At 54.5% G+C, this 13,543-nt stretch carries 19 protein-coding genes; 1 reads left to right on the forward strand and 18 read right to left on the reverse strand.

All coding sequences use genetic code 11. The features are described from left to right. Positions 1 to 64: 64 nt before the first annotated feature. Positions 65 to 2,899 (forward strand): excinuclease ABC subunit UvrA, encoded by a 2,835-nt coding sequence (uvrA, locus tag TU74_RS16805; RefSeq protein ID WP_047277864.1) that lies wholly within the window; start codon positions 65 to 67, stop codon positions 2,897 to 2,899. Between the two features lie 94 nt (positions 2,900 to 2,993). Here uvrA and bfr read toward each other — a convergent pair whose 3' ends face one another. From bfr to rplX, 18 genes are all read right to left on the reverse strand, one after another. After that, positions 2,994 to 3,458, reverse strand: coding sequence for a bacterioferritin (gene bfr / locus TU74_RS16810; RefSeq protein WP_047277866.1), 465 nt, complete (start codon positions 3,456 to 3,458; stop codon positions 2,994 to 2,996). Between the two features lie 155 nt (positions 3,459 to 3,613). Then, positions 3,614 to 5,062, reverse strand: a complete 1,449-nt coding sequence (locus TU74_RS16815; protein ID WP_048377145.1) for a catalase — start codon at positions 5,060 to 5,062, stop codon at positions 3,614 to 3,616. 173 nt (positions 5,063 to 5,235) lie between these two features. Then, the gene (gene rplQ, locus TU74_RS16820) at positions 5,236 to 5,622 is read right to left on the reverse strand and encodes a 50S ribosomal protein L17 (protein ID WP_047277870.1); all 387 of its coding nucleotides are present in this window, start codon (positions 5,620 to 5,622) and stop codon (positions 5,236 to 5,238) included. Between the two features lie 42 nt (positions 5,623 to 5,664). Further along, on the reverse strand, positions 5,665 to 6,666 hold the full coding sequence (locus tag TU74_RS16825; RefSeq protein ID WP_003176403.1) for a DNA-directed RNA polymerase subunit alpha: 1,002 nt from the start codon (positions 6,664 to 6,666) through the stop codon (positions 5,665 to 5,667). Positions 6,667 to 6,688: 22 nt separating this feature from the next. Next, positions 6,689 to 7,309, reverse strand: a complete 621-nt coding sequence (rpsD, locus tag TU74_RS16830; protein WP_003444359.1) for a 30S ribosomal protein S4 — start codon at positions 7,307 to 7,309, stop codon at positions 6,689 to 6,691. A gap of 18 nt (positions 7,310 to 7,327) precedes the next feature. Continuing rightward, entirely contained in the window at positions 7,328 to 7,717 is a 390-nt protein-coding gene (gene rpsK / locus TU74_RS16835) for a 30S ribosomal protein S11 (RefSeq protein ID WP_007924177.1), read from the reverse strand. 30 nt (positions 7,718 to 7,747) lie between these two features. Further along, complete coding sequence (gene rpsM, locus TU74_RS16840) at positions 7,748 to 8,104, reverse strand: 30S ribosomal protein S13 (RefSeq protein ID WP_047295790.1); 357 nt, start codon at positions 8,102 to 8,104, stop codon at positions 7,748 to 7,750. A 129-nt stretch (positions 8,105 to 8,233) separates the two neighbouring features. Further along, complete coding sequence (gene rpmJ / locus TU74_RS16845; RefSeq protein ID WP_002555468.1) at positions 8,234 to 8,350, reverse strand: 50S ribosomal protein L36; 117 nt, start codon at positions 8,348 to 8,350, stop codon at positions 8,234 to 8,236. A 28-nt stretch (positions 8,351 to 8,378) separates the two neighbouring features. Further along, positions 8,379 to 9,707, reverse strand: a complete 1,329-nt coding sequence (secY, locus tag TU74_RS16850; RefSeq protein ID WP_003444361.1) for a preprotein translocase subunit SecY — start codon at positions 9,705 to 9,707, stop codon at positions 8,379 to 8,381. Then, a complete protein-coding gene (gene rplO, locus TU74_RS16855; protein ID WP_047277881.1) occupies positions 9,708 to 10,142 on the reverse strand; it encodes a 50S ribosomal protein L15 in 435 nt (144 codons plus the stop codon). A gap of 3 nt (positions 10,143 to 10,145) precedes the next feature. Continuing rightward, positions 10,146 to 10,322, reverse strand: coding sequence for a 50S ribosomal protein L30 (rpmD, locus tag TU74_RS16860; protein WP_003186033.1), 177 nt, complete (start codon positions 10,320 to 10,322; stop codon positions 10,146 to 10,148). 2 nt (positions 10,323 to 10,324) lie between these two features. Beyond that, a complete protein-coding gene (gene rpsE / locus TU74_RS16865; protein ID WP_003186035.1) occupies positions 10,325 to 10,825 on the reverse strand; it encodes a 30S ribosomal protein S5 in 501 nt (166 codons plus the stop codon). Between the two features lie 3 nt (positions 10,826 to 10,828). Beyond that, positions 10,829 to 11,179, reverse strand: coding sequence for a 50S ribosomal protein L18 (gene rplR / locus TU74_RS16870; protein WP_003444364.1), 351 nt, complete (start codon positions 11,177 to 11,179; stop codon positions 10,829 to 10,831). Positions 11,180 to 11,189: 10 nt separating this feature from the next. After that, positions 11,190 to 11,723 (reverse strand): 50S ribosomal protein L6, encoded by a 534-nt coding sequence (rplF, locus tag TU74_RS16875; RefSeq protein WP_003176412.1) that lies wholly within the window; start codon positions 11,721 to 11,723, stop codon positions 11,190 to 11,192. 12 nt (positions 11,724 to 11,735) lie between these two features. Further along, positions 11,736 to 12,128, reverse strand: a complete 393-nt coding sequence (gene rpsH, locus TU74_RS16880; RefSeq protein ID WP_047277884.1) for a 30S ribosomal protein S8 — start codon at positions 12,126 to 12,128, stop codon at positions 11,736 to 11,738. 212 nt (positions 12,129 to 12,340) lie between these two features. Next, complete coding sequence (rpsN, locus tag TU74_RS16885; RefSeq protein WP_047277885.1) at positions 12,341 to 12,646, reverse strand: 30S ribosomal protein S14; 306 nt, start codon at positions 12,644 to 12,646, stop codon at positions 12,341 to 12,343. A 13-nt stretch (positions 12,647 to 12,659) separates the two neighbouring features. Beyond that, the gene (gene rplE, locus TU74_RS16890; protein ID WP_003186044.1) at positions 12,660 to 13,199 is read right to left on the reverse strand and encodes a 50S ribosomal protein L5; all 540 of its coding nucleotides are present in this window, start codon (positions 13,197 to 13,199) and stop codon (positions 12,660 to 12,662) included. Positions 13,200 to 13,221: 22 nt separating this feature from the next. Then, complete coding sequence (gene rplX / locus TU74_RS16895) at positions 13,222 to 13,536, reverse strand: 50S ribosomal protein L24 (RefSeq protein WP_042561341.1); 315 nt, start codon at positions 13,534 to 13,536, stop codon at positions 13,222 to 13,224. Positions 13,537 to 13,543 lie beyond the last annotated feature (7 nt).

Genomic DNA, 13,543 nt, shown 5'->3' on the forward strand with positions numbered 1-13,543 from the left:
GCACAGCTTTCACACAGATCCGTATACTCATTCGTTTATGTTATGCCCGCCAAGCGAGGCCGCAGTGGACAAGATCCTGATACGTGGGGCACGAACCCACAACCTGAAGAACATCGACCTGACCCTGCCACGGGACAAACTGATCGTCATCACCGGACTGTCTGGCTCCGGCAAATCATCCCTGGCGTTTGACACGTTGTATGCCGAAGGCCAGCGTCGGTATGTCGAGTCGCTGTCGGCCTATGCGCGGCAGTTCCTTTCGATGATGGAAAAGCCTGACGTCGACACCATTGAAGGTTTGTCGCCAGCCATCTCCATCGAGCAAAAATCGACGTCACACAACCCGCGTTCCACTGTCGGCACCATCACTGAAATCTACGATTACCTGCGTTTGCTGTATGCACGCGTCGGCATTCCGCGCTGCCCGGATCACGATATTCCACTGGAAGCACAGACCGTCAGCCAGATGGTCGACCTGGTGCTGGCGCAACCCGAAGGCAGCAAGTTGATGCTGCTGGCGCCGGTGATTCGTGAACGTAAAGGCGAGCACCTGTCGGTGTTCGAAGAGCTACGGGCTCAGGGCTTCGTTCGCGCGCGCGTAGACGGCAAGCTGTGCGAACTGGATGAGTTGCCAAAGCTCGACAAGCAGAAGAAACACTCGATTGACGTGGTCGTTGACCGCTTCAAGGTCAGAGCGGATCTGCAACAGCGCCTGGCCGAATCGTTTGAGACCGCGCTCAAGCTGGCTGACGGTATCGCGCTGGTGGCGCCGATGGACGACGAGCCCGGCGAAGAGATAATTTTTTCGGCACGCTTCGCTTGCCCCATTTGCGGGCACGCTATCAGCGAGCTGGAACCCAAACTGTTTTCCTTCAACAACCCGGCCGGTGCATGCCCGACCTGCGACGGGCTCGGGGTTAAGCAGTTTTTCGACATCAAGCGACTGGTCAATGGTGATTTGACCTTGGCTGAAGGCGCCATTCGCGGCTGGGACAGGCGTAACGTCTATTACTTCCAGATGCTGGGTGCGCTGGCCAAGCATTACGATTTCAGCCTTGAAGTGCCGTTCAGCGAACTGCCCGCCGACAAACAGAAAGTCATTCTGTACGGCAGCGGCACGCAGAACGTTGATTTCCGCTATCTCAATGATCGGGGTGACATCGTCAAGCGGGCGCACCCGTTTGAAGGGATCGTGCCTAACCTTGAGCGGCGCTATCGCGAAACCGAGTCGGCGACCGTTCGTGAGGAGTTGGCCAAGTTTCTCAGCACCCAGGCTTGCCCCGACTGCCGCGGCACACGCCTGCGTCGTGAAGCGCGTCACGTATGGGTCGGTGAGAAAAACCTGCCGGCCGTGACCAACATGCCCATTGGCGATGCCACTGAATATTTCAGCGCGCTGAGCCTGACCGGGCGTCGCGGCGAGATTGCAGACAAAATTCTGAAAGAAATTCGCGAACGCCTGCAGTTTTTGGTGAATGTGGGCCTCGATTATCTGTCGCTGGATCGCAGTGCTGACACACTGTCCGGCGGCGAGGCGCAGCGTATCCGTCTGGCCAGCCAGATCGGCGCGGGCCTGGTGGGTGTTCTTTACATCCTTGATGAGCCGTCTATCGGCCTGCATCAGCGCGATAACGATCGTTTGCTGGGCACCCTCAAACACCTTCGCGACATCGGCAATACCGTGATAGTGGTCGAGCACGATGAAGATGCAATTCGTCTGGCGGACTATGTCGTGGATATCGGCCCGGGGGCAGGCGTGCATGGCGGACACATCGTGGCCGAAGGCACACCGGCCGAGGTGATGGCGCACCCTGATTCGCTGACCGGCAAATACCTGTCGGGGCGGGTGAAGATCGAAGTTCCGGCCAAACGCACTCCGCGCAACAAAAAGCTGACGCTGTCGCTCAAAGGTGCGCGCGGCAACAACTTGCGTAATGTTGACCTCGAAATCCCCATTGGCTTGCTGACCTGCGTGACCGGGGTTTCAGGTTCGGGCAAGTCCACACTGATCAACAACACGCTCTACCCGCTCAGCGCGACAGCCTTGAACGGCGCGAGCACGCTGGAGGCGGCGGCTCACGACAGCATCAAAGGGCTTGAGCATCTGGACAAGGTCGTCGACATCGATCAAAGCCCGATCGGCCGCACCCCGCGCTCTAACCCTGCGACCTATACCGGGTTGTTTACGCCTATTCGCGAGCTGTTCTCCGGCGTACCGGAATCCCGCTCCCGAGGCTATGGTCCGGGACGTTTCTCCTTCAACGTGAAGGGTGGACGTTGCGAGGCGTGTCAGGGTGACGGCCTGATCAAGGTAGAAATGCACTTTCTGCCCGACATCTACGTGCCTTGCGACGTGTGCAAAAGCAAGCGCTATAACCGCGAAACCCTTGAGATCAAGTACAAGGGCAAGAGCATCCATGAAGTGCTGGAGATGACCATTGAAGAAGCCCGCGAGTTCTTCGATGCCGTCCCTGCGCTGGCGCGTAAGCTACAGACGCTGATGGACGTAGGTTTGTCGTATATCAAGCTGGGGCAATCCGCCACGACCCTGTCAGGCGGCGAGGCTCAGCGGGTCAAGTTGTCCCGCGAGCTGTCCAAGCGCGATACCGGCAAAACGCTGTACATCCTCGACGAACCGACAACAGGCCTGCACTTCGCCGATATCCAGCAATTGCTGGATGTATTGCATCGATTACGCGACCACGGCAATACCGTGGTGGTCATCGAGCACAACCTCGACGTGATCAAGACCGCGGATTGGCTGGTGGACTTGGGCCCTGAAGGCGGTTCCAAAGGTGGGCAGATAATCGCAACCGGTACGCCGGAAGACGTGGCAAACATGAAGCAGTCTCACACCGGTTTCTACCTGAAGCCGCTGTTGATTCGCGACAAAGCTTAAATCAGCGTATGAAAAAGGCCCTGTCATCGTGAGATGGCAGGGCCTTTTAGTCTGCGTCATCGCTGCCTGAAGCAGCGACAGGTAAGAACGCTAATCAGAACTGCGACTGAAGGTAGTTCTGCAAGCCAATCGACTTAATCAGACCGAGCTGTTTCTCCAGCCAATAGGTATGGTCTTCTTCAGTGTCGGCGAGCTGGATGCGCAGCATGTCGCGGCTGACGTAATCCTTGTGCAATTCGCACAGCTCAATACCTTTGCACAGCGCTGCCCGGACTTTGTATTCCAGACGCAAGTCTGCGGCGAACATCTCCGGGACGGTGGTCCCCACATCCAGGTCGTCAGGACGCATGCGAGGGGTGCCTTCGAGCATCAGAATCCGACGCATCAACGCATCGGCGTGCTGCGCCTCTTCTTCCATCTCGTGATTGATACGCTCGTAGAGCTTGGTGAAACCCCAGTCTTCGTACATACGGGAATGGACAAAATATTGATCACGTGCAGCCAGCTCACCGGTGAGCAACGTGTTGAGATAATCGATTACTTCCGGGTGCCCTAGCATTGGCCCACATCTCCCTGCTTGAAAGGCTGTAGTTTGAACCAAGCTGACCAAGAGGTCACGGTTCAATCGCAACAAATGTGCTGTTTATCTGAGAAAACGAGCCTAAATAACGCAAAAACCGCCCAATTGAGGGCGGTTCTGCTTCTCACTTAGAGTTAGTTACGCTGTACACCCAACGCTTTTGCCACCCCTTCTCCGTACGCCGGATCAGCGTTATAGAAGTGAGGCAATTGACGCTGCACCACGTCGTCAGACACCCCGGCCATTGCCCCGGCAATGTTGTTAATCAACAGGGCTTTCTGTTCCGGGCTCATCAACCGGAACAGAGCACCTGCGTGGCTGTAGTAATCAGTATCTTCGCGATGATCGTAACGATCCGCCGCGCCATTCAACGCCAATGGCGGCTCAGCATATTGTGGCGCCTGCTTAGGGGCGTCAGAGTAACTGTTGGGCTCGTAGTTCGGTGCCGCGCCGCCGTTGTTGCCATAAGCCATGGAGCCATCACGCTGGTAGTTGTGCACAGGTACACGTGGCGAGTTGATCGGCAAATGTTGGTGGTTGGTGCCTACGCGATAGCGATGGGCATCCGCATACGCGAATACACGGCCCTGTAGCATGCGATCAGGCGAGAGGCCTACACCCGGAATCATATTGCTGGGGCCAAAGGCCGCCTGCTCAACTTCGGCGAAATAATTAAGCGGGTTGCGGTTGAGCTCAAGTTCGCCAATCTCAATCAATGGAAACTCTTTCTGCGACCAGGTTTTGGTGACATCAAACGGGTTCTCGTGATGCGCAGCCGCCTGTGCTTCGGTCATCACTTGCATGCAAACGCGCCATTTAGGGAAATCTCCCCGTTCAATCGCACCAAACAAATCGCGTTGCGCATAGTCAGGGTCTGTACCCGCCAAACGCGCCGCCTCGGCAGGCGCCAAGTTTTTAATTCCTTGCTTGGTTTTGTAATGCCACTTGACCCAATGGCGCTCGCCGGCGGCGTTGATCAGGCTGTACGTGTGGCTGCCGAAGCCATGCATATGACGATAGCCATCCGGGACACCGCGGTCAGAAAACAGGATGGTCACCTGATGTAAAGATTCAGGTGAATGTGACCAGAAATCCCACATCATTTGCGCGCTTTTCAAGTTGCTTTGCGGGAGACGCTTTTGGGTGTGGATAAAGTCCGGAAACTTGAGTGGGTCCCGGATAAAGAACACGGGGGTATTATTACCCACGATGTCCCAATTGCCTTCTTCGGTATAGAACTTGATGGCAAAACCGCGAGGGTCGCGCTCGGTGTCGGCAGAACCGCGTTCACCGCCGACCGTCGAGAAGCGCATAAAGGTCGGTGTTTGCTTGCCGATCGTGTCGAACAGCTTCGCGCTGCTGTATTGCGACATGTCACGCGTCACAGTGAACGTACCGTGAGCCCCCGAACCTTTGGCATGTACACGACGTTCAGGAATGTTTTCACGGTTGAAGTGAGCGAGTTTCTCGATCAAATGAAAGTCATCAAGCAGCAAGGGGCCACGAGGACCGGCAGAACGAGAATTCTGGTTGTCAGCGACTGGGGCGCCGCTGGCAGTGGTAAGCGTTTTGGTCTGGCTCATGCGTTTACTTCCTCAGTCAGTCTTGATGCTGCCGTGTAATCGGCTGACGAGGAGTATTGACCATGCACTTCACATGGGCAAATTCATTAAATGATGGAGATCAATAGAAAACCACAATACAACGCGCACAAAAAACCGGGCACTAGGCCCGGTTTTTTGTAGAGACTGACGTCTTACTCAGCGGATACAGCTTCACCGCCAACTGGACGATCAACCAACTCGACGTACGCCATAGGCGCGTTGTCGCCAGCGCGGAAACCGCACTTGAGGATGCGCAGGTAGCCACCCTCACGAGTTGCATAACGCTTGCCCAGATCGTTGAACAGCTTACCAACGATTGCTTTCGAACGAGTACGGTCGAAAGCCAGACGGCGGTTAGCAACAGAATCGTTCTTGGCCAGAGTAATCAGCGGCTCAGCAACGCGACGCAGTTCTTTGGCTTTCGGCAGAGTCGTTTTGATCAGCTCGTGCTCGAACAGCGACACTGCCATGTTTTGAAACATAGCCTTGCGGTGCGAGCTAGTGCGGCTCAGGTGACGACCACTTTTACGATGACGCATGGTTCATTCCTTACCAAACACAACGTTCGGTGATTACGACGATCAGGCAGTCGCCTTGTCGTCCTTCTTAAGACTTGCAGGCGGCCAGTTGTCGAGGCGCATGCCGAGGGACAGACCACGGGAGGCCAGAACGTCCTTGATTTCAGTCAAGGATTTCTTGCCCAGGTTCGGAGTCTTCAACAGTTCTACTTCGGTGCGCTGAATCAGGTCACCAATGTAGTAAATGTTCTCCGCCTTAAGGCAGTTGGCCGAACGCACGGTCAGTTCCAGATCGTCAACCGGACGAAGCAGGATCGGATCGATCTCGTCTTCCTGTTCGATAACCACTGGCTCGCTGTCACCTTTGAGGTCGACGAATGCAGCCAACTGCTGTTGCAGGATGGTTGCAGCACGACGAATGGCCTCTTCAGGATCCAGGGTACCGTTGGTCTCCAGATCAATAACCAGTTTGTCCAGGTTAGTACGCTGCTCGACACGGGCGTTTTCCACCACGTATGCGATACGGCGAACCGGGCTGAACGAAGAATCAAGCTGCAAGCGACCAATGCTGCGGCTTTCATCTTCATCGCTCTGACGCGAGTCTGCTGGTTCATAACCACGACCACGAGCTACGGTGAGCTTCATGTTCAAGGCGCCGTTAGACGCCAGGTTGGCGATTACGTGATCGGGATTAACGATCTCGACATCATGATCCAGCTGAATATCGGCAGCGGTAACCACCCCCGAACCCTTCTTCGACAAGGTCAGCGTAACTTCGTCACGGCCGTGCAGCTTGATAGCCAGACCTTTAAGGTTCAACAGGATTTCAATTACGTCTTCCTGTACACCTTCGATGGCGCTGTACTCGTGGAGCACACCATCAATCTCGGCCTCGACTACTGCACAGCCTGGCATTGAGGACAACAGGATGCGGCGCAGCGCGTTGCCCAGGGTGTGGCCAAAACCACGCTCGAGAGGCTCGAGAGTGATTTTAGCGCGGGTTGGACTGACAACTTGCACATCAATATGGCGAGGTGTCAGGAACTCATTTACCGAAATCTGCATGGATGCACCTATTTTCTAGCCCTTACTTGGAGTAGAGCTCGACAATCAGGCTTTCGTTGATGTCGGCGGACAGATCACTGCGAGCTGGAACGTTCTTGAAAACGCCCGACTTCTTCTCAGTGTCTACTTCTACCCATTCTACGCGGCCACGTTGGGCACACAGATCGAGAGCTTGGACAATGCGAAGCTGGTTCTTTGCTTTCTCGCGGATAGCGACCACGTCACCAGCACGAACCTGGTAAGACGGAACGTTTACGGTCTGACCGTTAACGCTGATCGACTTGTGCGATACCAACTGACGAGATTCGGCACGAGTAGAACCGAAACCCATACGGTATACGACGTTATCCAGACGGCATTCGAGCAGTTGCAGCAGGTTTTCACCGGTTGCACCTTTCTTGCCAGCAGCTTGTTTGTAGTAGCCGCTGAACTGACGCTCGAGAACGCCGTAGATACGACGGACCTTCTGCTTTTCACGCAGCTGGGTGCCGTAGTCGGATTGGCGACCGCGGCGCTGGCCGTGGATGCCTGGAGCAGCTTCAATATTGCACTTCGATTCGATAGCGCGCACACCACTCTTCAGGAAGAGATCGGTGCCTTCACGACGTGCCAGTTTGCATTTTGGACCAATGTAACGAGCCATTCTTTACAGTCTCCTGGATTACACGCGGCGCTTCTTCGGCGGACGGCACCCGTTGTGCGGGATTGGCGTCACGTCGGTGATGCTGGCGATCTTATAGCCACAGCCGTTCAAAGCACGGACAGCGGACTCACGACCTGGACCTGGGCCCTTAACGTTAACGTCAAGGTTTTTCAGGCCATATTCCAGCGCAGCTTGACCAGCACGTTCAGCAGCTACTTGAGCAGCGAACGGGGTGGACTTGCGAGAACCGCGGAAACCCGAACCACCGGAGGTTGCCCAAGAAAGCGCATTACCCTGACGGTCGGTGATGGTCACGATGGTGTTGTTGAAAGACGCGTGGATGTGGGCGATGCCATCAACCACTGTCTTTTTAATTTTTTTACGAGGACGAGCAGCAGGTTTTGCCATGACTAAATTCCTGTCGATTCGCTGGTGCGATTACTTGCGGATCGGCTTACGCGGACCTTTGCGAGTACGCGCGTTGGTCTTGGTACGCTGACCGCGCACTGGAAGACCACGACGATGGCGCAGACCGCGGTAGCAGCCCAAGTCCATCAAGCGTTTGATTTTCATGTTGACTTCACGACGCAGGTCACCTTCAGTGGTGAACTTTGCCACTTCGCCACGCAGCTGTTCAATCTGCTCGTCGCTCAGATCCTTGATCTTAGCGGCTGGGTTTACACCAGCATCTGCACAGATTTTCTGTGCAGTAGTGCGACCAACACCATAGATGTAGGTCAGCGAGATAACAGTGTGCTTGTTATCTGGAATGTTAACGCCTGCAATACGGGCCATTCAGTGGGACTCCAATTGACAGCTACCTACGCCCCGGAAGCCAAGAAATAGGGCGCGAGATAATATCGCTGTAATAACAAATAATCAACCCAGCAGCGCACTAGCTGCTGGGCTTCAAACAGATCACACTCAGCCTTGGCGCTGTTTGTGACGTGGTTCCGCGCTGCAAATTACCCGAACAACACCTTCGCGGCGAATAATCTTGCAGTTACGGCACAGCTTTTTCACCGATGCACGAACTTTCATCACCAACTCCTCTAACCTTATGGGTACTTCAGCGAAGCATTCCGCTGCCGTAGCCCTTCAGGTTGGCTTTCTTCATCAGGGATTCGTACTGGTGCGAAACGAGGTGCGATTGTACTTGCGACATGAAGTCCATAACAACCACGACAACGATCAGCAACGAGGTCCCGCCAAGGTAGAACGGAACGTTGGCTGCAACCACCAGGAATTGGGGCAGCAGACACACGGCCGTCATATAAAGAGCACCGAACAGAGTCAAACGAGTCAAAACGCCATCAATATAGCGCGCCGACTGCTCGCCTGGACGGATACCCGGAATAAAGGCACCGGACTTCTTCAGGTTTTCCGCTACGTCTTTCGGATTGAACATCAACGCCGTATAGAAGAAGCAGAAGAAAATAATCCCTGCACTAAACAGCAGAATATTCAACGGCTGACCAGGAGCGATCGACTGTGAGATGTCCTGCAACCAGCCCATACCTTCAGACTGACCAAACCAGGCACCCAGCGAAGCCGGGAACAGCAAAATGCTGCTCGCGAAAATAGCCGGGATTACGCCGGCCATATTCACTTTCAGCGGCAGGTGGCTCGTTTGAGCAGCAAACACCTTACGGCCCTGCTGACGCTTAGCGTAGTGAACAGCAATACGACGCTGGCCACGCTCAATGAACACCACAAAACCGATAATCGCTACTGCCAGCAAACCGATAGCAACCAGGGCGAAAATATTGATATCACCCTGACGCGCAGACTCGAACGACTGCCCAATTGCTCTCGGAAGACCGGCGACGATACCCGAAAAAATCAACATCGAGATACCGTTGCCAACTCCACGTTCAGTAATCTGCTCACCCAGCCACATCATGAACATTGCACCAGCCACAAATGTGGTCACTGCAACGAAATGAAAGCCCAGGTCACCAGTGAACGCTACGCCCTGCCCCGCCAGACCAATGGACATGCCAATAGCCTGGACGAGAGCAAGAGCGACAGTGAGGTAGCGGGTGTACTGGCTAATCTTGCGACGGCCAGCTTCACCTTCCTTCTTCAACTGCTCCAGCTGCGGGCTAACAGCGGACATAAGCTGCATGATGATCGATGCCGAAATGTACGGCATGATCCCCAGCGCAAAAATACTCATCCGCTCCAGCGCGCCGCCGGAAAACATGTTGAACAAGCTAAGAATGGTCCCCTCATTCTGTCGAAACAGGTCCGCCAGCCGGTCCGGGTTAATACCAGGAACTGGGATGTGTGCGCCTATCCGGTAGACGATGATCGCCAGGAATAGAAAACGCAGACGAGCCCAGAGCTCGGACAACCCGCCTTTGCTGAGCGCTGAGAGAGCACCTTGCTTAGCCATTTATTCCTCGAACTTGCCGCCAGCTGCTTCGATAGCCGCACGCGCACCTTTGGTGGCTGCGATACCTTTGATGGTGACAGCGCGAGTCACTTCACCGGACAACATGATTTTCACACGTTGTACGTTGACGTTGATCACGTTGGCATCCTTCAGAGTCTGCACAGTTACGATGTCGCCTTCCACTTTAGCCAGCTCGGACAAACGCACTTCTGCGCGATCCATAGCTTTCAGGGAAACGAAACCGAACTTAGGCAGACGGCGATGCAACGGCTGTTGGCCGCCTTCAAAGCCTGGAGCAATGGTGCCACCGGAGCGGGAAGTCTGACCTTTGTGACCACGGCCACCAGTCTTACCCAAACCACTACCGATACCACGGCCCGGACGATGCTTTTCGCGACGGGAACCCGGCGCTGGACTCAGATCATTGAGCTTCATCGATTAACCCTCTACACGCAGCATGTAGTAAGCCTTGTTGATCATCCCGCGATTCTCGGGAGTATCAAGTACTTCTACAGTGTGACCGATGCGACGCAGACCCAGACCCTTAACGCACAGTTTGTGGTTAGGGATACGGCCGGTCATGCTTTTGATCAACGTTACTTTAACGGTAGCCATGATCAGAAGATCTCCTTAACGCTTTTGCCACGCTTAGCGGCAATAGATTCAGGAGACTGCATAGCTTTCAAACCTTTAAATGTGGCGTGAACCACGTTTACAGGGTTAGTCGAGCCGTAGCACTTAGCCAGTACGTTCTGAACGCCAGCAACTTCGAGGACAGCACGCATAGCGCCGCCAGCGATGATACCGGTACCTTCAGAAGCAGGCTGCATGTACACCTTCGAAGCGCCATGGGCAGACTTCATTGCGTACTGCAGGGTGGTGCCGTTCAGATCAACCTGGATCATGTTGCGGCGAGCAGCTTCCATTGCCTTCTGGATCGCAGCAGGCACTTCACGTGACTTGCCACGGCCGAAGCCAACACGCCCTTTACCATCACCAACCACGGTCAACGCGGTGAAAGTGAAGATACGGCCGCCTTTAACGGTTTTGGCTACGCGGTTAACTTGAACCAGCTTCTCAATGTAGCCTTCGTCGCGCTTTTGGTCGTTATTTGACATAACTTAGAACTCCAGCCCAGCTTCACGAGCAGCCTCAGCCAGCGCTTTAACGCGGCCGTGGTACTTGAAGCCAGAGCGGTCGAAAGCCACCTGCGAGACGCCAGCGGCTTTTGCACGCGTAGCGACCAGCTGGCCAACCTTTGTGGCCGCGTCGATGTTGCCAGTGGCAGCATCACGCAGTTCTTTGTCCAAAGTCGAGGCGCTTGCCAGGACTTTGCTGCCGTCGGCCGAGATGACCTGGGCATAGATGTGCTGCGAAGAGCGGAACACGCAGAGACGCACGACTTCTAGTTCGTGCATTTTCAGACGTGCTTTGCGAGCGCGACGCAGTCGAGTAACTTTTTTGTCGGTCATTTGCTAGGCCCTACTTCTTCTTGGCTTCTTTACGGCGGACGACTTCGTCCGCGTAACGCACACCTTTACCTTTGTAAGGTTCTGGCGGACGGAAGTCGCGGATCTCAGCGGCCACTTGACCTACTAGCTGCTTATCGATGCCCTTGATCAGGATATCGGTCTGGCTAGGAGTCTCAGCGGTGATGCCTTCCGGCAGTTCGTAATCCACTGGGTGCGAGAAGCCAAGAGCCAGGTTCAGCACTGTGCCTTTTGCTTGCGCTTTGTAACCAACACCGACCAGCTGGAGCTTGCGCTCGAAGCCTTGGCTTACGCCTTGGACCATGTTGTTTACCAACGCACGAGTGGTACCAGCCATTGCGCGAGTTTGTTGATCGCCATTGCGAGCAGCGAAACGCAGCTCACCAGCTTCTTCAACGATCTCAACGGACGAATGGATGTTCAGTTCTAGAGTGCCCTTGGCACCCTTCACCGAAAGCTGTTGGCCGGCGAATTTTACTTCAACACCAGCTGGCAGCTTAACGGGGTTCTTAGCGACGCGTGACATGCTTATCCCCCCTTAGAACACAGTGCAAAGAACTTCGCCGCCGACACCGGCAGCGCGCGCAGCACGATCCGTCATCACACCTTTGTTGGTGGAGACGATAGACACACCCAGACCGCCACGAACTTTTGGCAGATCTTCGGAGGACTTGTACTGACGCAGGCCTGGACGGCTAACGCGCTTAACTTCTTCGATAACCGGACGGCCTTCGAAGTACTTCAGCTCGATAGACAGCAGTGGCTTGATTTCGCTGCTGATCTGATAATCCGCGATGTAACCTTCGTCCTTCAGAACTTTGGCTACAGCTACCTTCAACGTGGAAGATGGCATGCTTACGACGGACTTTTCAGCCATCTGGGCATTACGGATTCGAGTTAGCATGTCCGCTAACGGGTCCTGCATACTCATGGGCTAGACGCTCCTGATACAAAAAGAATTAGCCTTACGGCTACAACTGTCGCCGAGTAACTCAATGCTTAAAAAGCACGGGCTCAGGCGAGCCGGTCATTCTAGACACACACCAGAAATGAATCAAGCCCCAATAGGGGCTTGATTCATGTTCAGGGTCACCGGTTGTCAGGATCTTACGAACCTGACAACGATAACTTTGCCTGTACAGCTTACCAGCTGGCTTTAACCAGACCTGGTACGTCACCGCGCATTGCTGCTTCACGCAATTTGTTACGGCCAAGGCCGAACTTGCGGTAAACACCATGCGGACGACCAGTCAGGCGGCAGCGGTTACGCATGCGCGAAGCGCTTGCGTCACGTGGCTGCTTCTGCAGAGCTACTGTAGCTTCCCAACGCGCTTCTGGACTTGCGTTCAGATCAACGATGATCGCTTTCAGCTCGGCACGCTTCTTGGCGTACTTGGCAACCGTGAGCTGACGCTTCAGCTCGCGGTTTTTCATGCTCATCTTAGCCATGGTCCTACTCCAATCAGTTGCGGAACGGGAATTTGAATGCACGCAGCAATGCGCGACCTTCATCATCCGTCCGAGCAGTGGTGGTCAGGGTAATATCCAGACCGCGGAGTGCATCGATCTTGTCGTAGTCGATTTCCGGGAAGATGATCTGCTCTTTAACGCCCATGCTGTAGTTACCACGACCATCGAAGGACTTGGCATTCAGGCCGCGGAAGTCGCGAACCCGAGGCAGGGAGATCGACAGCAGACGATCCAGGAATTCATACATACGCTCACGGCGCAGAGTTACTTTGACGCCGATCGGCCAGCCTTCGCGAACTTTAAAGCCTGCGATGGACTTGCGAGCGTAAGTCACAACAACTTTTTGACCCGTGATTTTTTCCAAATCAGCTACAGCGTGCTCGATGACTTTTTTGTCGCCGATCGCTTCGCCCAGACCCATGTTCAGGGTGATTTTGGTAACGCGCGGAACTTCCATCACGTTCGAAAGCTTAAGTTCTTCCTTAAGTTTCGGAGCGATTTCCTTCCGGTAAATCTCTTTTAGTCGTGCCATGGTCTTATCTACCTAGCAGTGTTCAAGCATCAACCGCTTTTTGGGTCGACTTGAAGACACGAATTTTTTTGCCTTCTTCTACTTTGAAACCAACGCGGTCAGCCTTGTTGGTTTCGCCGTTGAAAATGGCGACGTTAGAAGCGTGCAATGGCGCTTCTTTTTCGACGATACCGCCTTGTACGCCCGACATCGGGTTAGGCTTGGTATGACGCTTTACCAGGTTCAGACCACCAACAACCAGACGGTTGTCAGCGAGAACCTTAAGCACCTTACCGCGCTTACCTTTGTCTTTGCCGGCGATCACGATGATCTCGTCGTCACGACGAATCTTTTGCATGTCGGAT

The sequence above is a fragment of the Pseudomonas lundensis genome (genome assembly GCF_001042985.1).
GTDB classification, from domain to species: Bacteria; Pseudomonadota; Gammaproteobacteria; order Pseudomonadales; family Pseudomonadaceae; genus Aquipseudomonas; species Aquipseudomonas lundensis.